This window comes from Novosphingobium sp. (genome assembly GCF_027486195.1).
Lineage (GTDB): Bacteria > Pseudomonadota > Alphaproteobacteria > Sphingomonadales > Sphingomonadaceae > Novosphingobium.
The window spans coordinates 13,533-29,085 of sequence record NZ_JAIXPP010000087.1 but is presented as its reverse complement, the minus strand read 5'-3'; the positions used below and the strand labels follow the sequence as shown (position 1 = coordinate 29,085).

Annotated in this window: 14 protein-coding genes; 6 read left to right on the top strand and 8 right to left on the bottom strand. The window is 65.9% G+C overall.

The window, feature by feature from the left end; translation table 11 throughout:
• Positions 1-76: 76 nt before the first annotated feature.
• Positions 77-2,338: a TonB-dependent receptor gene (locus Q0071_RS16055; RefSeq protein ID WP_298171660.1), complete on the bottom strand. Its 2,262-nt coding sequence runs from the start codon at positions 2,336-2,338 to the stop codon at positions 77-79.
• A gap of 365 nt (positions 2,339-2,703) precedes the next feature.
• On the opposite strand from Q0071_RS16055, the gene lepA reads away from it, so the two are divergent.
• Positions 2,704-4,506: a translation elongation factor 4 gene (gene lepA, locus Q0071_RS16050; RefSeq protein WP_298171657.1), complete on the top strand. Its 1,803-nt coding sequence runs from the start codon at positions 2,704-2,706 to the stop codon at positions 4,504-4,506.
• 18 nt (positions 4,507-4,524) lie between these two features.
• Here the strand turns inward: lepA and Q0071_RS16045 are convergent, their stop codons facing one another.
• From Q0071_RS16045 to Q0071_RS16025, 5 genes are all read right to left on the bottom strand, one after another.
• A complete protein-coding gene (locus tag Q0071_RS16045) occupies positions 4,525-5,298 on the bottom strand; it encodes a glucose 1-dehydrogenase (protein ID WP_298171653.1) in 774 nt (257 codons plus the stop codon).
• An 81-nt stretch (positions 5,299-5,379) separates the two neighbouring features.
• The gene (locus tag Q0071_RS16040) at positions 5,380-6,702 is read right to left on the bottom strand and encodes an MFS transporter (protein ID WP_298171650.1); all 1,323 of its coding nucleotides are present in this window, start codon (positions 6,700-6,702) and stop codon (positions 5,380-5,382) included.
• A 47-nt stretch (positions 6,703-6,749) separates the two neighbouring features.
• The gene (locus tag Q0071_RS16035; RefSeq protein WP_298171647.1) at positions 6,750-7,742 is read right to left on the bottom strand and encodes a hypothetical protein; all 993 of its coding nucleotides are present in this window, start codon (positions 7,740-7,742) and stop codon (positions 6,750-6,752) included.
• 3 nt (positions 7,743-7,745) lie between these two features.
• Positions 7,746-8,396, bottom strand: a complete 651-nt coding sequence (gene pxpB / locus Q0071_RS16030; RefSeq protein WP_298171644.1) for a 5-oxoprolinase subunit PxpB — start codon at positions 8,394-8,396, stop codon at positions 7,746-7,748.
• A 2-nt stretch (positions 8,397-8,398) separates the two neighbouring features.
• Positions 8,399-9,265, bottom strand: a complete 867-nt coding sequence (locus Q0071_RS16025; protein ID WP_298171641.1) for a 5-oxoprolinase subunit PxpA — start codon at positions 9,263-9,265, stop codon at positions 8,399-8,401.
• Between the two features lie 128 nt (positions 9,266-9,393).
• Here Q0071_RS16025 and Q0071_RS16020 point away from each other — a divergent pair, with 128 nt between their 5' ends.
• A complete protein-coding gene (locus Q0071_RS16020) occupies positions 9,394-10,509 on the top strand; it encodes a CaiB/BaiF CoA-transferase family protein (RefSeq protein WP_298171638.1) in 1,116 nt (371 codons plus the stop codon).
• 6 nt (positions 10,510-10,515) lie between these two features.
• Here the strand turns inward: Q0071_RS16020 and Q0071_RS16015 are convergent, their stop codons facing one another.
• Complete coding sequence (locus Q0071_RS16015) at positions 10,516-11,061, bottom strand: VOC family protein (RefSeq protein WP_298171636.1); 546 nt, start codon at positions 11,059-11,061, stop codon at positions 10,516-10,518.
• A complete protein-coding gene (gene hppD, locus Q0071_RS16010; RefSeq protein WP_298171634.1) occupies positions 11,058-12,173 on the bottom strand; it encodes a 4-hydroxyphenylpyruvate dioxygenase in 1,116 nt (371 codons plus the stop codon). The genes Q0071_RS16015 and hppD overlap by 4 nt, the downstream gene beginning before the upstream one ends.
• A gap of 209 nt (positions 12,174-12,382) precedes the next feature.
• Between hppD and kynB the strand changes: the two genes are divergently transcribed.
• The 4 genes from kynB to Q0071_RS15990 all read left to right on the top strand — a co-directional run bounded on the left by kynB (position 12,383) and on the right by Q0071_RS15990 (position 15,516).
• Entirely contained in the window at positions 12,383-13,021 is a 639-nt protein-coding gene (gene kynB / locus Q0071_RS16005; protein ID WP_298171631.1) for an arylformamidase, read from the top strand.
• Positions 13,018-14,259, top strand: coding sequence for a kynureninase (gene kynU / locus Q0071_RS16000; protein WP_298171628.1), 1,242 nt, complete (start codon positions 13,018-13,020; stop codon positions 14,257-14,259). The genes kynB and kynU overlap by 4 nt, the downstream gene beginning before the upstream one ends.
• A gap of 82 nt (positions 14,260-14,341) precedes the next feature.
• Positions 14,342-15,160 carry an SDR family NAD(P)-dependent oxidoreductase gene (locus Q0071_RS15995; RefSeq protein WP_298171625.1) on the top strand — a complete coding sequence of 273 codons (819 nt, stop codon included), beginning with the start codon at positions 14,342-14,344 and terminating at the stop codon, positions 15,158-15,160.
• A gap of 65 nt (positions 15,161-15,225) precedes the next feature.
• Positions 15,226-15,516, top strand: coding sequence for a DUF1330 domain-containing protein (locus Q0071_RS15990; protein ID WP_298171622.1), 291 nt, complete (start codon positions 15,226-15,228; stop codon positions 15,514-15,516).
• Positions 15,517-15,553: the final 37 nt, after the last annotated feature.

Below are 15,553 nucleotides of genomic sequence, written 5' to 3'. Positions count from 1 at the left end.
GCACTTCCTGAAAACGCAAAGCGGGGCGGCGACCCTTCAGCCACCGCCCCGTTTTCAGCCCGGCAGCTTCAGCCGATCAGAACTTCACGCTGCCACGCACACCAAACGTGCGCGGGGCCTGGAACTGATAGGTATTGGCGCCCGCGTTGAAGTTCTGCGTCGCATAGGCCAGCACCTGCTTGTCAAACACGTTGCGCACATAGGCCTGCACTTCCCAGAAGCTGTTTTCCGGCGCGAACTTGAGGCTGGCATTGGCCAGCACGTATTCCGGGCTTTGCGTGTCGGCAGTGTTGAACACCGAGTAGTAGAATGCCGAGGAATACTTGGCATCGATGCGGGCCGTGAACGTGCCGAACGAGACCGGGAGCTCCTGCTCGATCCCGCCCGATGCCGTGAAACCCGGCGCGTTGGGCAGGCGGTTGCCGCTGATGTTGATCGCCGCAGGCGGGGTCGCGCCGTTGTTGATCGTGATGCCATCGCCGAACTTCGTGTGCAGGTACGTTGCGTTGAAGTTGATCCGCGTGGCCTTGCCGACCAGCGCGACCGCACTGCCTTCGATGCCGAAAATCGAGGCATTGCCGACGTTGAACACGCCGGAACCGCTGCTCGTTGCCGCAGTGAACTGGCTGCCCTGATAGCCCTTGTACTTGAAGTAGAACGCCGAGGCGTTGAGCTGCAGGGTGTTGCCCATCAACGAGTTCTTGGTGCCGACCTCGAACGAATCCAGCCGCTCAGGGCCGTAATCGACCGAAGGCGCGCTGCCGTTCGAGTTGAACCCGCCCGATTTGTAGCCGCGATCATACTTGGCATAGATCAGCGAGCCCGCAGCAGGACGGTAGTTGAGCCCCACGTGCCAGGTCGGCTCGCCCTTGCTGAGGTTGCCGTTGCCGGGCGTGGTGAGCGGGAAAGGCGGGCACGTGCCCGGTGCGGGGAAGCCGTTGCCACACAGCGGGAAGGCGAGCGCGGGCAGGCTCAGCACGGCATTGCCGGTACGCACCTTCTTGTCCCAGGTATAGCGGCCGCCCACGCTCAGCTGCAGCTTGTCGGTCAGGTCATACTCGACCTGACCGAACAGCGCCTGCGAACGGGTGAGGATGTTGTAATCGAACTTGATGCCATATCGGTTCGACTGGTCGGCATTGGGCACTCCGGTCAGGAAACCGCCGGGGCCGAACAGCGGGCCGGTCATGTCGAGGTTGTAGATCCCCGAATTGACGACGTTCTTTTCCTGGAAATAGAAATATCCCGCCTGGAAAAACAGCTTGCCGCCCTTGTCGTTGCTCACGCGGAATTCGTGGTTCCAGGTCTTGGGCGTTTCCTGCTGGCGGAACTGGCGGTTGGCCGGATAGCCGCCGGTGGCATCGAGCTGGTTGCGCCAGTTGGCGCTGTCATAGCCGCCCGAGTAGATGAAGTTGAGGCCCATGTCGGCGCTATAGGCCAGCTCCCAGCGCGCACGGTCGCTTGTCAGCTTGGTCATGGTCGGCGCGTTGCTAGTGAAAACCTTGGCCTTGCCGAAGTCCGGCGTCGGCCCGCCCAGCGTCCCGCGGAACTGCGCATCGCCGTTCACGTCACGGCTGTCATGCTGATACGAAACCCACGCTGAAAGACCATTGTCGCCCTTGTAGAGCGCCTGAATGCGGCCCGACTTGAAGTTCTCGTCGTCGCCGTCGAAGGCGGGGCCAGTCGAAGTGCGGTAGCCCTTGTGGCTCAGCACGGTGCCCGAGGCGCGGACCGCGAAGCCCGGCGCGAGCAGCACGTTGACGCCCGCTTCTCCGTTGAAGGTCTTGTAGTTGCCGGCCTCGGCGCTTGCATAGCCGCCTGTGCGCAGCTCCGGGCGGACGGTGACGATGCTGACAAGACCGCCGGTCGAGTTGCGGCCCTGCAGCGTGCCTTGCGGCCCCTTCAGCACTTCGATGCGCGCCACGTCATAGAACGAGGAACTGATGGCGAACGAGCGGTTGGTGAAGAACCCGTCGCGCGTGATCGGCACCGAAGGATCGCCGATTTCGGTCACGTCGGTCGAGGCGATGCCGCGCACCGCGACATAGGCCGAGCCGGTCGAGTTGGTGACGTTGACGCTGGGATCGATCTGCGAAAGGTCGCGGACCGTGTTGACGCCTTGATCTGCGAGCGCAGTGCCCGTGTAGACGTTGAGCGCGATCGGCGTGTCCTGCGCGCTCGAGGCGACGCGGTTGGCGGTGACGACGATTTCGCCAAGGCCTTCAGCGGGCTTGGTCGCATCGGTGGCGGCGGCACCGCTGTCCTGCGCCAGGGCAGGCGCGGCGAGCGCGAACAGGCTCGCGCCCAGCAGGAATGCAGCAGCAGTGGTAGACTTCATGGCTCTCCCCTTGAATTGGAATCTTTTGACGGAATTAGATTAGTAATGATCATTCTAATATTAGGAACCAAAGCCGACGTCAATATCGCCCCGAAATGGTGGGTTATCGGGCGGACAGGGGGCGCCGCCCCGCATCAACCTGTCCTACACGCCGCGAATCTGTCAGGGTTCGCGCATGGTCCCGAAGCTGCCCTGTCTCGAAGCAACAAGCCTGAGGTGGCTGATCGCCCTGATCGATCAAAGGCGCTCTATTGATCGATTGCAATTATCGCTCAGGACAGTGTCAACTGTGTCAACTTGCCGCCCGGCCCCCCGTCCGATTGGCCCTGATGACACCGCGCGCCTGCGCTGCTAACGGCGGGCGCATGACCGAACTCTCGTTGATCCGCAATTTCAGCATTATCGCTCACATCGACCACGGCAAGTCCACGCTGGCTGACCGCCTGATCCAGTTCACCGGCGGCCTTTCGGCGCGCGAGATGAGCGAGCAAGTTCTTGATAACATGGATATCGAGCGCGAGCGCGGGATCACGATCAAGGCGCAGACCGTCCGGCTCGACTACACCGGCAAGGACGGCAAGACCTATCAGCTCAACCTGATGGACACGCCGGGGCACGTCGATTTCGCCTACGAAGTCAGCCGCAGCCTCGCCGCCTGCGAGGGCGCGCTGCTGGTGGTCGATGCGGCGCAGGGCGTTGAGGCGCAGACGCTTGCCAACGTCTACCAGTCGATCGAGCATGATCACGAGATCGTGCCCGTCATCAACAAGATCGACCTGCCCGCCGCCGAGCCAGAAAAGGTCCGGCACGAGATCGAGGAAGTCATCGGCATCGACGCCAGCCAGGCGGTGCTGACCAGCGCCAAGTCCGGCATCGGCATCGAAGAAGTGCTCGACGCCATCGTCGCGCGCATCCCCCCGCCGGGCGGCGACCGCAACAAGCCGCTCAAGGCCATGCTGGTCGATTCGTGGTACGACCCCTACCTCGGCGTCGTCATTCTGGTCCGGGTCATCGACGGGGTCATCAAGAAGGGCCTCTCGGTCAAGTTCATGGCCGGCGGCACCGAACACCTGATCGACCGTGTTGGCTGCATGCGCCCCAAGCTGCAAGTGCTCGACGAACTGGGTCCGGGCGAAATCGGCATCATCACCGCGCAGATCAAGGAAGTCGCGCAGGCCCGCGTGGGTGACACGATCACCACGGTGAAGCAGGGCGCGACCGAGGCCTTGGCGGGCTTCAAGGAAGTGCAGCCGGTGGTCTTCTGCGGCCTGTTCCCGGTCGATGCGGCAGACTTTGAAAAGCTGCGCGAAAGCATCGGCAAGCTGCGCCTCAACGACGCGAGCTTCTCGTTCGAGATGGAAAGCTCCGCCGCGCTCGGCTTCGGCTTCCGCTGCGGGTTCCTCGGCCTGCTCCATCTGGAAATCATCCAGGAGCGCCTCAGCCGCGAATACGACCTCGACCTCATCACCACCGCGCCTTCGGTTGTCTATCGCCTCTCCATGACCGACGGCACGGTGAAGGAACTCCACAACCCCTCCGACATGCCCGATCCGGTCAAGATCGCGGAAATGGAAGAGCCGTGGATCAAGGCGACGATCTACACGCCCGACGAATACCTCGGCTCGATCCTCAAGCTCTGCCAGGACCGCCGCGGCATCCAGACCGGCCTGACCTACGTCGGCGGCCGCGCGCAGGTGACCTATGAACTGCCGCTCAACGAAGTGGTGTTCGATTTCTACGACCGCCTGAAATCGATCAGCCGCGGCTACGCGAGCTTCGACTACGAACAGATCGGCCTGCGCGAAGGCGATCTCGTGATGATGAACATCCTCGTCAACAACGAACCGGTCGACGCGCTCTCGATGGTCGTCCACCGCAGCCAGGCCGACCCGCGCGGGCGCCATCTGGTCGAGCGGCTGAAAGACCTCATCCCGCGCCACATGTTCAAGATCCCGATCCAGGCCGCGATCGGCGCCAAAGTCATCGCGCGCGAGACGATCAGCGCGATGCGCAAGGACGTCACCGCCAAGTGCTACGGCGGCGACATCAGCCGCAAGAAGAAGCTGCTCGACAAGCAGAAAGAAGGCAAGAAGCGCATGCGGGAATACGGCAATGTGACCATCCCGCAGGAGGCGTTTATTGCAGCGCTCAGGATGGGTGAGGAGTGACGAGCGCCCGCGTTAATCTCAGCTTGCCGTAAAGCCGCCGTCCACCACCAGTTCCGAGCCGGTCATGAAGGCGGCGCGGTCTGAGGCGAGGAAGGCGACGGCGTCGGCCACGTTGTTCGGTACGCCGAAGTGGCCCAGCGGGTGGAGATTGGAGAAGTTGGCGCGGGTGTCGTTTTCGCCGCTGCCGGTTGCCGCGGCGAACTGAGAGACGAGATCGCGGCCCATGTCGGTTTCGATGATGCCGGGGTGGACCGAATTGCAGCGGATGCGCAAGGGCGCGACTTCCATGGCAACGCCCTTGGTGAACAGCCGCACGGCGCCCTTGGTCGCGTTGTAGCAGCTGACCAGCGCGGTGCCGACGAGGCCGGCGACCGAGGAGAGATTGATGATCGAGGCCCCGCCGGGCCATTGGATCGCGCGTTCGGCCATGAGCGGGACGGCGTGCTTGCAGCCGAGGAACACACCTTCGACATTGACGCTGTGGAGGCGGCGCCAATCTTCGAGCGTGGTTTCGGTGAGGGGCTTGGCCATGAACAGCCCGGCGTTGTTGACCAGAATATCGAGCCCGCCGGCAGCTTCGCGGGCGAAGGCCATCGTATCGATCCAGCTCTGCTCATCGGTGACGTCGTGCGCGCGGGCGAGGCCGCCGAGCTGCTCGGCGAGGGCCTCGGGCGCGGCAAGATCGGTGACGATGACGCGCGCGCCAAGCGCAGCGAGGGCGCGGGCGCAGGCCTCGCCTATGCCGCGCGAGGCGCCGGTGACGAGGGCAATGCGGCCGGCTAGTTCAGTCATGGGCGTCTCTCTCCATCGGTTCTGTTTGTGCAGCATCCTAACGCCGATTTTGCCGATGGCTACTGGTACGGGGAGGACTGATCAGGCGCTCTTTCGTGGGCGCACCGCCAGGACCGCGATGCCGATGGCCAGGCAGGACAGGCCGAGCACGGCGAAGAACGGCACGATTCCGGCCGCCACGATCACCGCGCCCATGCCGGAACCGGCGACTGCGCCGATGCGGCCGAGCGATAGCGTGATGCCCACGCCCTGCGCGCGGATGGGGGCGGGAAAGGCGTTGACGGCGAGCGAGAACAGCATGATCTGGAGCCCGGACATGAAGACACCGGCAGCGGCGAAGCCCAGCACGACCAGCGAAGTCGCGTGCAGGCCGCCAGACAGCATCGGGCCGATCGCGAAAGTGCAGGCGGTGCCGAGGATCGCCATTACCACCATGGGTATGCGCGGGCCGAAGCGGTCCATCATCCGCGAGCCAACCAACGCGCCGACGATCCCGCCCAGATTGAATGCGCCGGCGCCAAGCGAGGCGACCGCCAGATCATAGCCAAGCGCCGCGAGCATGGTCGGGCCCCAGTTGAACACGAGGTAATTGCCGAGCAGGCCGAACAGGAACGCCGCCGAGAGCGCGAGCGTATCGCCAAGCAGCGGGGGGCGGAACAGCGCCTTGATGCCGATGGCAGGTTCGGAAGCGGCAGATGTTTCGGGCGCAAAGCGGGCCGGAACATCGAAGCCCGACGCGCGCAGCACGCGCCCTAGCTCTGCGCGGCGGCGCGGGCGGTGCATGAGGAACCGCGGCGATTCCGGCAGAAGTGCGAGGAGGGCGCCGGTCACCAAGATGGTCAGCCCACCAGCGGTAAGGAACAGCGCGCGCCAGCCATAAACGGGCAGCAGCCACGCGGACAGTGCTCCGCCGACGAGACCGCCGAGCACGACCGCGAGCATGCTGATCGAGACCGAAAGGCTGCGGCGATGCGCCGGGGAGAATTCGGAGACCAGCGCGGTCGCGTTCGGAAGCGCGGCGCCAAGCGCAAGGGTGGAGATGAAGCGGCAGGTGGCCAGCATGGGCAGGCTATCGGCAAAGGCCGAGGCGGCTGTGGCCAGACCGAACAGGCCCGCCGCGCTGACCAGCGTGGGGCGCCGCCCGGCGCGATCACCCAGCCAGCCGCCAAGACCGCTGCCGATCGACATGATGAGCAGGCCTGCGACCACCACCGGCACGAAGCTTTCACGCGGGAGGTGCCACGCCTTCATCAGCGCGGGCATGGCAAAGCCGAGGATCTGGTTATCCAGCCCATCGAGCAGGATCGCGGCGGTGCACAGCGCGAGCACGCGCTTCTGGTAGCCGCTCCAGCGGCCCGCATCGATCAGGTGCTCGATGTCGATGCGCGGAAGATCAGTGTCCACGTCGTCTGGCATGGGTTCAGCGTCCAATTCCAATCTCCTCCTCGCCTTCAGGCCCCGTTTGCATCGATCACGCCATCGACGAGATTGCTGGACCACAAGCGTTCGTCCAGCCGCCTGGGCGCGGTGAGACTGCGCAGCCAGGCTGCGTTGGCCGCTGCGGCGGTGCGGCTGCGGCGCAGGGCTTCGTGGGGATCGATGAGGTCGAAGCGGAAAGTATGCCCGGCCGGCATCTGTGCCAGCCGATCCACATCAGGGCCGATCAGGGTGGCGATCTTCGGGTAGCCGCTGGTGGTCTGGTGATCGGCGAGGAGGACGGTGAGGCCGCCATCGCCATCGGCCTGCAGGCAGCCGCGCAGCGCCGGTTCGCTGGGCATCGAGATCGAGGTGGGCACGAGTGGCGGGCCGCCGAGTACGCGGCCCATCCGGTCGAAGCGGGACGTCGCGGTGAAGCGCACCTGCTCCAACTGGCGGACAGCGTCTGCCGGGAAGTGGCGATCTTGCGGCCCGAGCACCACGGCAAGGCTGTCCGGCGGTCCGGATGGGGGAGGTGGTGCCAGCGTGCGGGGTTCAAGCGCGCGCGGGGCATCGAATGCGTAGGCCGATCCCGCCTCTATCAGGCCGCCGCCGAGCCCGGACGAGGCATGGGTCGCACTGCTGCCGAGCCAGCGCGGCGCGGCATGCTGGCCTGCGAAAGCGAGGTAGGCCCAGTTGCCCGATCCGGCGCGGATACGCAGGCGCTGGCCGGTGTGGAGCGTGCCCGCGCGCCAGGCCGTTGGTTCATCGCCGTCGATATCGGCGAGGAACCCGCCGCCGCACAGCGCGAAGCCGATTGCGCCTTCGTGGCAGGTGATGAGACAGCCGCCGTGCGAGAGTTCGAAGGCCCAGCCATCGGCGGCCCCGGTCGCGGTGAGCGCGGCGGCGAAGGCGAGGCGGTCGACCGGCCCGGACGGCGGCACGCCGAAGCGCATCGCGCCGGTGCGGCCGCGATCCTGGATCGTGGTCAGTGGCCCGGCGGCTTCGAAGAGGATGCGCGCTTGCATCAACTAGCGTTCCCGCTCGAAGCGGATCACATCACCGGGATCGAACAGGAAGGGCTGCGCGCGGGCGGGATCGAGGATCACTTGCGCGGTGTGGCCGATCACCCACCAGCCGGTCGGCATCGGCAGGGAGGTGATCAGGCACTGCGCGCCCGCGATGATCACGCTGCCGGCGGGGTGGCCGCGCTGGGCGCGGGGCTTGCGCGGCAGGTGCAGCGCGGGCGGGACGCCGCCGAGATAGGCGTAGCCGGGCGCGAAGCCGTACATGAAGACGCGGTATTCTCCGGCGAGGTGCTGGGCGACGACTTCGTCCGGCGTGAGGCCGGTTGCCTTGGCCACGGTTTCCAGATCGGGGGCCGAGGCCGCGTCGTAGCGAACGGGGATCACGTGTTCGCGCGGTGGCCGCGTCGCTATCTTGGCGCTTTCAAGCAGCGCGAGTGCGTGGGCGGCGATCCGGTCACACTCGGTTTGCAGCGGATCGAACACGATCATCAGCGAGACATAGGCCGGCACGGTTTCGATCATGCCCTGCGGCGGCTGTCCGGCCAGCGCACGATCGAGCGCCACGACGCGCTCATTGGTTGCGGTGCTGATTTCTCCGCCGAAATCGATGAGGACGGCGCTCTCGCCGATCGGCCGGACGGATACCGCGCTCATGCTCACCGCAGGAAGGGCGCGACCGTGACCCCGCGTCCGCCGAGCGCGACGCGGATCGCGCGGGCCATGACCACGGCATGGGGATCATCGCCGTGCACGCAGATCGAATGGCCTGCCAGCCTCACCGGTTCGCCCCCTACGGTTGGCATCATGCCGTTTTCGAGCCAGCTGAGCAGGCGTGCGGCGGCGGCGCCATAATCGTCGATCATCGCGCCGGGCTGGCCGCGCGGGACAAGGTTGCCGGCGGGCGTGTAGCCACGGTCGGCGTAGATCTCGCTGAACACTTGGCAGCCCGCATCGCGCGCCACCTGTTCCAGCACGGTGCCGGAGATGGCGAGCACGGCAAGCTTGCTGTCGATCGCGCGCACCGCGCGCACGATGGCTTCGGCGATGGCGCGGTCTTCGCTCGCGACATTGGCGAGCGCGCCGTGGGGCTTCACATAGGACACGCGCGTGCCCGCCAGCGCGGCGATGGCCATGAGCGCGCCGGTCTGCGCGGCGACAAAGCGCTCCACCTCGGGCGGCGGGAAGGGCAGGCGGCGGCGGCCGAAGCCTTCCTTGTCGGGGTAGCTCGGGTGCGCGCCCACGGTGATCCCGCGCTCACGTGCAAAGGTGAGCGTGCGAAACATCGTTTCGGGATCGCTGGCGTGGCCGCCGCAGGCAATGTTGGCGCTGGTGACGATATCCAGCATGGCCTTGTCATCGCCCATCACCCACGGGCCATAGCCCTCGCCAAGGTCGGAATTGAGATCGATCATGCGGAGCTTGAGATCAGGCATCAGCGCTTTTCCGGACTTCGAGGACGACACCGCAGCAGGGGCCGCATCGAAATAGGTGAAGCCGCTGCCATTGTCTCGCCTTGCGCGCATCAAGGGGAGGAAATCCCGCTGAGCTTGCGCTAAAGCCTCTCTGATATGAACGTCGAACGCACCAGTAAGCCCAAATGGCCCAGCCCGCGCGCCTGCCGGTATGCGGGTGATCGAGAGGTCTGTTCCTGATGGCGGGCGCGCTGGACGGCCTGCTGGTGGTGGCGCTGGAGCAGGCGGTGGCGGCGCCGCTGTGCACGCGCCAGCTGGCCGATGGCGGCGCGCGGGTGATCAAGCTGGAGCGCGCCGGCGGCGAGACGGCGCGGCACTATGACACTACCGTCCACGGCGCATCGGCCTATTTTGCCTGGCTCAACCGGGGCAAGCAGAGCGTCGTGATCGATGTGAAGGACGCAGGTGACCGGGCCATGGTCGAGCGCATGGTGGGCAAGGCGGATGTGTTCATCCAGAACCTGGCGCCGGGAGCGGCGGCGCGGCTGGGGCTGGATGCGGCCGCACTGGTGGAGGTCCATCCCCGTCTCATCGCGGTCGACATCTGCGGTTATGGGCAGTCCACTGCTGCCCACGCGATGCGCGCCTATGACATGCTGGTGCAGGCCGAAGCGGGCATCTGCGCCGTTACCGGCACGCCCGAAGCCATGGCCAAGGTGGGCGTTTCGATCGCGGATATCGCAACGGGCATGAACGCGCATGCCGCGATCCTCGAAGCGCTGATCGGGCGGGGGAGGACCGGGCAGGGCGCGGCCATCGAAATTGCGATGTTCGATACGATGGCGGACTGGATGGCGGTGCCGCTGCTGCATCTGGAGCATGCCGGGCGTGTTACCGGGCGGCATGGCCTCGAACATGCGGCGATCTATCCTTATGCCGCCTATGCCTGCCTTGACGGCTCGCTGATGATCTCGATCCAGTCGCCCGACGAATGGCGGCGGTTTTGCGCTGGCGTGCTAGGCGATGCCGCGCTGGCGGATGATCCGCGCTTTGCGACCAACCCTGACCGCGTGGAGAGCCGCGAGACACTGGGGCGCATCGTGGGCGATGTGCTGGCCGCCATGACCATTGCTGACGCCAGCGCGCTGCTCGATCGGCACCGTATCGCGTGGGGCCGCGTATCGACCGTGGCGGACGTCTCCGCCCACGCCGCGCTGCGCCGCGTACCCGCCGAAGTGGGCGGCGAGGCGTTTGACCTGCCGCGCCCGCCGGGGCGTTCCGGCGCGCTGCCGACCACTATCCCCGCGCTCGATGCAAACGGGGCCGACCTGCGCTGTGAGTTCGGCGCAGGCTGAAGCGTCTCAGGCGCTTGCGGCGGGGTCTTTGTGCAGCCATTCGGCATGGCGCGGCGCGCGTTTGGTGCGGCTCCATTCCTCGAGCATCACGGGGGCGAGTGTCTCCAACTCCTCATACTGCGCGGGCGTGCCAATATTGCAGGCGAGTTCCAGCCGGTGGCCGTTGGGATCGAAGAAATAGATCGAGCGGAAAATGCCGTGGTAGGTCGGCCCGAGGACGTCGATGCCCTCGGCTTCGAGATGCGCCTTGGCCGCATGGAGCGCGGCTTCGTCCGCCACTTCGAAGGCGAGGTGCTGCACCCAGGCGGGGGTGTTCGGATCCTTGCCCATTTCTGGCTGGTTCGGCAGCTCGAAGAAGGCGAGCACATTGCCGCCGCCGCAATCGAGGAACACGTGCATGTACGGATCATGCTCGCCGGTGGAGGGCACGGTGTCTTCGGCAAAGGCGGTGGTGTAGCGCATGCCCATCACGCGCTCGTACCACGCGACCGTTTCCTTGGCGTCGCGGCAGCGATAGGCGACGTGGTGGATGCGCTTGATCTGGGGGATCATGCTGCGGTCTCCACATTGAGGACGCCGCGGCGCATCTGGTCGCGTTCCATCGACTGGAAGAGGGCGGTGAAGTTGCCTTCGCCGAAGCCCTCGTCCTTCTTGCGCTGGATGAATTCGAAGAAAACCGGGCCGATCTGCGTTTCGGAGAAGATCTGCAGCAGCAGGCGCGGATCGCCCGCTTCGGTCGAGCCATCGAGCAGGATGCCGCGCTTCTGGAGTTCCTCGACCGGCTCACCGTGGCCGGGCAGGCGCTCGGCCAGCATCTCGTAATAGGTCGCGGGCGGCGGGGTCATGAACGGGGTGCCGAGCACCTTGAGGCGGTCCCATGCGCCGAGGAGGTCGTCGCAGGCGAAGGCGATGTGCTGGATGCCCTCGCCGTTGTAGGCGCGCAGGAATTCCTCGATCTGGCCGCCGCCCGCTTTCGCTTCCTCGTTCAGCGGAATGCGGATCTTGCCGTCTGGCGCGGTCATCGCGCGGCTGGTGAGACCGGTATACTCGCCCTTGATGTCGAAATAGCGGATCTCACGAAAGTTGAAGATCCGTTCGTAGAACGCGGCCCAGTGCGCCATGCGGCCGCCGTAAACGTTGTGGGTGAGATGGTCGATCGTGTGGAAGCCCGCGCCTTTGGGCTGGCGATCCACGCCCGGCAGGTAGACGAAATCGATGTCGTAGATCGAGAGATCGCCCAGCGGTGAGCCTTCATAGCGGTCGATCAGATAGATGATCGCGCCGCCGATGCCGCGGATGGCGGGGAGGCTGAGCTCCATCGGGCCGGTGCGCACCTCGACCGGCTCCGCGCCGCGTTCGAGCGCCTTGGCGTAGGCTTCGGCGGCATTGCGCACGCGCCAGCCCATGCCGCAGGCCGAAGGGCCATGCTCGGCCGCGAACCAGGCGGCTGGGCTCTTTGGCTCGTAATTGGCGATGAGGTTGATGCCGCCCTGCCGCCAGAGCTGCACCGCCTTGGAGCGATGGTTGGCGATATGGGTGAAGCCCATCGCGGCGAACACAGGTTCGAGCAGGCCCGGTTGGGGCGCGGAAAACTCGATGAATTCGAAGCCATCGAGGCCTAGCGGATTTTCGAACAGATCGGTTGTCTTCGCCACTGCGTTCACCGCGTGTCTCCCATGGTTCCGGTTGGGGCATAATAGCGCAAGGGGCGCGCGCTGTCCGCGCAAAGTGCGCGCCATAAGCACTCTGATATGCGTCTAAGGAGCGATATTCCGCAGTTCTATGCATGATTGTGGCATATTGCGGGACCGCAGAGGGAACATGCCCCATAATTCCGGTGCATTGTTCCCCGCGCTTGGCGATAAGGCGGGGCATGAGGATTTTCGACATTACCCAGCGGCTCGATGCGCGGACGCCGCTCTGGCCCGGCGAGCCGCCTTTCGTGCTGAGCCACCATGCGGTGATCTCTGCGCAGTGCCCGGTGAACGTGGGTGCGCTCTCGTTTCCGCTCCACGCCGGAACGCATGCCGATGCGCCGTTTCATTATGACGCGGCGGGGCAGACGAGCGCCGAGACGGCGCTGGAGCCCTATATCGGGCGCTGCGTTGTGGTCGATGTGCGCCATGCCTCCGGGCTGGCGGTGCAGGTGGAAGATATCGACTGGGCGGCGCTGGAGGCGGCTGGCGCGCAGCGGGTGCTGCTGCGCACCTACGAACGCTTTCCGCATGAGGCGTGGGATAGCGGATTTCGCGCCGTTTCCGCAGCGGTGATCGCGCGGCTGGCGGCGCTGGGTGTGGTGCTGATCGGCACCGATGCCGCCTCGCTCGATCCCGAAACCTCGAAGACGATGGATGCGCACCATGCCGTGCGCGCTGCTGACATGCGCATTCTGGAGGGGCTGGTGCTCGATGCGGTGCCGCCGGGGGTCTATGAACTGATCGCGCTGCCGCTGCCGCTGGCCGGGGCCGACGCGAGCCCGGTGCGCGCAGTGCTGCGGGAGATCGCGGCATGAGCGATTGGAGCCGCGCGGCGCTGGAAGCGCTCGATGAAAGCGATCCGCTCGCGTCCTTCCGCGCGGCCTTCCAGCTGCGCGAGGGGCTGATCTACCTCGATGGCAATTCGCTCGGCGCGCTGCCCCGCCGCACCACGGCGCGGCTGGAGCGGGCGGTGGCGCAGGAGTGGGGCGAAGGGCTGATCACCTCGTGGCTCGGCGCGGACTGGATGAATGCCCCGCGCCGGGTGGGTGACAAGATAGGCCGCCTGCTGGGTGCAGCGCCCGGCGAGGTGATCGTGGCGGATTCGACCTCGATCAACCTGTTCAAGGCGATGACGGCGGCGCTTTCCTTGCGGCCGGAGCGATCGGTGATCCTTTCCGAGACCGGCAATTTCCCCACCGATCTCTACATGATGCAGGGGATAGCGGCGTTTTCGGGCGGGCGGGTGCGGGCCGAGGCGGTGCCGGGCGACATGGTGCTCGACCGGCTCGGCGAGGATATCGCGGTGCTGCTGCTGACACAGGTGCACTACAAGACCGGAAGGTCACGCGACATGGCGGAGGTGACCCGGCGCGCGCATGAAGTTGGCGCGCTGGTGGTGTGGGACCTCAGCCACAGCGCGGGGGCGATACCGGTTGACCTCAATGCGGCGCATGCGGATTTCGCGGTGGGCTGCGGGTACAAGTTCCTGAATGGCGGGCCGGGCGCGCCGGCGTACATCTTTGCGGCGCAGCGGCATCAGGCGGCGGCTGTGCCGGTGCTTTCAGGCTGGTTTGGCCATGCCGAGCCGTTCGCCTTTGAGGATCTTTACCGCGCGGCCGAGGGGATCGAGCGCTTCCTCTGCGGTACACCATCGGTGCTGGGACTGACTGCGCTCGAATGCGGGGTGGACCTGATGGCCGAGGCCGACATGGCGGCCGTGCGTGCGAAATCGCTCCAGCTCGGCCGCGTGTTCATGGACCTGATGGACGAACTGTGCGGCGGCCACGGCTTCACGCTCGTAAGCCCGCGCGAGGATGTGCAGCGCGGGAGCCATGTCTCCTATGCGCATCCCGAAGGTTACGGGATCATGCAGGCGCTGAAGGAGCGCGGCGTGATAGGCGATTTCCGCGATCCCGATGTGCTGCGCTTCGGCCTGACGCCGCTCTATCTGCGCCATGTCGACATGCTGGAGGCGGTCCTCGCGATCCGCGAGGTGTGCGAGACGCGTGCCTGGGACGATCCGCGGTGGGCGGTGCGCGCTGCCGTGACCTGAAGCAGGCCTATCACTTTTACCTGATGAGGCGCAGGCGGCGAGAGGCCATGCTTCGTGCCGTGTGAGGCGAGGGGAAACGGGCATGGGCGGGCTTTCGGGCAAAGTGGCAATCGTGACAGGCGCGGCGCGCGGGCAGGGGCGGGCGATGGCGCTGGCCTTGGCTGGCGCAGGCGCCGATGTTGCGATCTGCGACGTGGGCGAACCGGCGATGCCGAGCGTGGGCTATGCCCTCGGCGGCGCGCTCGATGCCGTGGCGCGCGAAATCGAGGCGCTTGGAGTTCGCGCGCTTTATGCCACTTGCGATATCCGCCGGCAGGCCGAGATCGACGCCTTCGTCGGGCGGGTGCTGGGTGAACTGGGCCGGATCGACATTCTGGTGAACAACGCGGGTATCCTCACCGGCAACACGCCGATGCACTTGCTCGATGACGAGACTTTCGAGACGACCATCGCGGTCAACCTCACCGGCAGCTGGCGGATGAGCCGGGCGGTGGTTCCGGCGATGATCGCAGGAGGCAGCGGCGGGCGCATCATCAACATCGCCTCGGTCGCGGGGCTGATCGGCACGCCGGGCTTCGGCCACTACAGCGCGACCAAGCACGGCCTGATCGGGATGACGAAGACGATGGCGGCGGAGCTGGGCGCTTATGGCATTACGGTGAATGCGGTCTGCCCCGGTTTCCTGCCGACCAGAATGGTCGAGCATACCGCCAGCGAGATCGGTGCGCGGGCCGGGCTGACGCAGGACGAAGTCTATGCGCAGTACCTCAGCGTGGCGCATGTGAAGGAGCCGATCCAGCCCGAGCAGACCGCCGCGTCCGTGCTCTATCTGGCGAGCGAAGCGGCGCGGGTGGTGACGGGATCGAACCTCGTGATCGATGCCGGATGGTCGGCCACTTGAAAGCCTTGCGCGGCGCGGGATTGCGACCCTAGGCTGCAAATTCATAAAACGGAGGGAATGCCCGAATGACTGCGTATGTTGTGTTCATCAAGGATGGCGTGAACGATCAGGCTGAGCTGGATCAGTACAACGCCAAGGCGGGCGCTTCGATTGCGGGCCATCCGCTCAAGCCGCTGGCGTTCTATGGCCCCAACGAGACGTGGGAAGGGCCGACCGCAGAGGGCCTCGTGATTATCGAATTTCCCGACATCGACGCGGCGAAGGCCTGGTACAACAGCCCGGCCTATCAGGACGCCAAGGTGCACCGCCTCAAGGGCGCGTCGTACCGCGTGATGGTGACCGAAGGGGTTGGCTGAAAGCGGTTTGCAAGCGCGGAGGCTTGCGGCATGATGG

Excerpts from the sequence above, each read along its gene's own strand:
- Q0071_RS16055 (WP_298171660.1), bottom strand. The coding sequence starts at position 2,338 with ATGAAGTCTACCACTGCTGCTGCATTCCTGCTGGGCGCGAGCCTGTTC.
- lepA (WP_298171657.1), top strand. The coding sequence starts at position 2,704 with ATGACCGAACTCTCGTTGATCCGCAATTTCAGCATTATCGCTCACATC.
- Q0071_RS16045 (WP_298171653.1), bottom strand. The coding sequence starts at position 5,298 with ATGACTGAACTAGCCGGCCGCATTGCCCTCGTCACCGGCGCCTCGCGC.
- Q0071_RS16035 (WP_298171647.1), bottom strand. The coding sequence starts at position 7,742 with ATGCAAGCGCGCATCCTCTTCGAAGCCGCCGGGCCACTGACCACGATC.
- pxpB (WP_298171644.1), bottom strand. The coding sequence starts at position 8,396 with ATGAGCGCGGTATCCGTCCGGCCGATCGGCGAGAGCGCCGTCCTCATC.
- Q0071_RS16025 (WP_298171641.1), bottom strand. The coding sequence starts at position 9,265 with ATGCGCGCAAGGCGAGACAATGGCAGCGGCTTCACCTATTTCGATGCG.
- Q0071_RS16020 (WP_298171638.1), top strand. The coding sequence starts at position 9,394 with ATGGCGGGCGCGCTGGACGGCCTGCTGGTGGTGGCGCTGGAGCAGGCG.
- Q0071_RS16015 (WP_298171636.1), bottom strand. The coding sequence starts at position 11,061 with ATGATCCCCCAGATCAAGCGCATCCACCACGTCGCCTATCGCTGCCGC.
- kynB (WP_298171631.1), top strand. The coding sequence starts at position 12,383 with ATGAGGATTTTCGACATTACCCAGCGGCTCGATGCGCGGACGCCGCTC.
- kynU (WP_298171628.1), top strand. The coding sequence starts at position 13,018 with ATGAGCGATTGGAGCCGCGCGGCGCTGGAAGCGCTCGATGAAAGCGAT.
- Q0071_RS15995 (WP_298171625.1), top strand. The coding sequence starts at position 14,342 with ATGGGCGGGCTTTCGGGCAAAGTGGCAATCGTGACAGGCGCGGCGCGC.
- Q0071_RS15990 (WP_298171622.1), top strand. The coding sequence starts at position 15,226 with ATGACTGCGTATGTTGTGTTCATCAAGGATGGCGTGAACGATCAGGCT.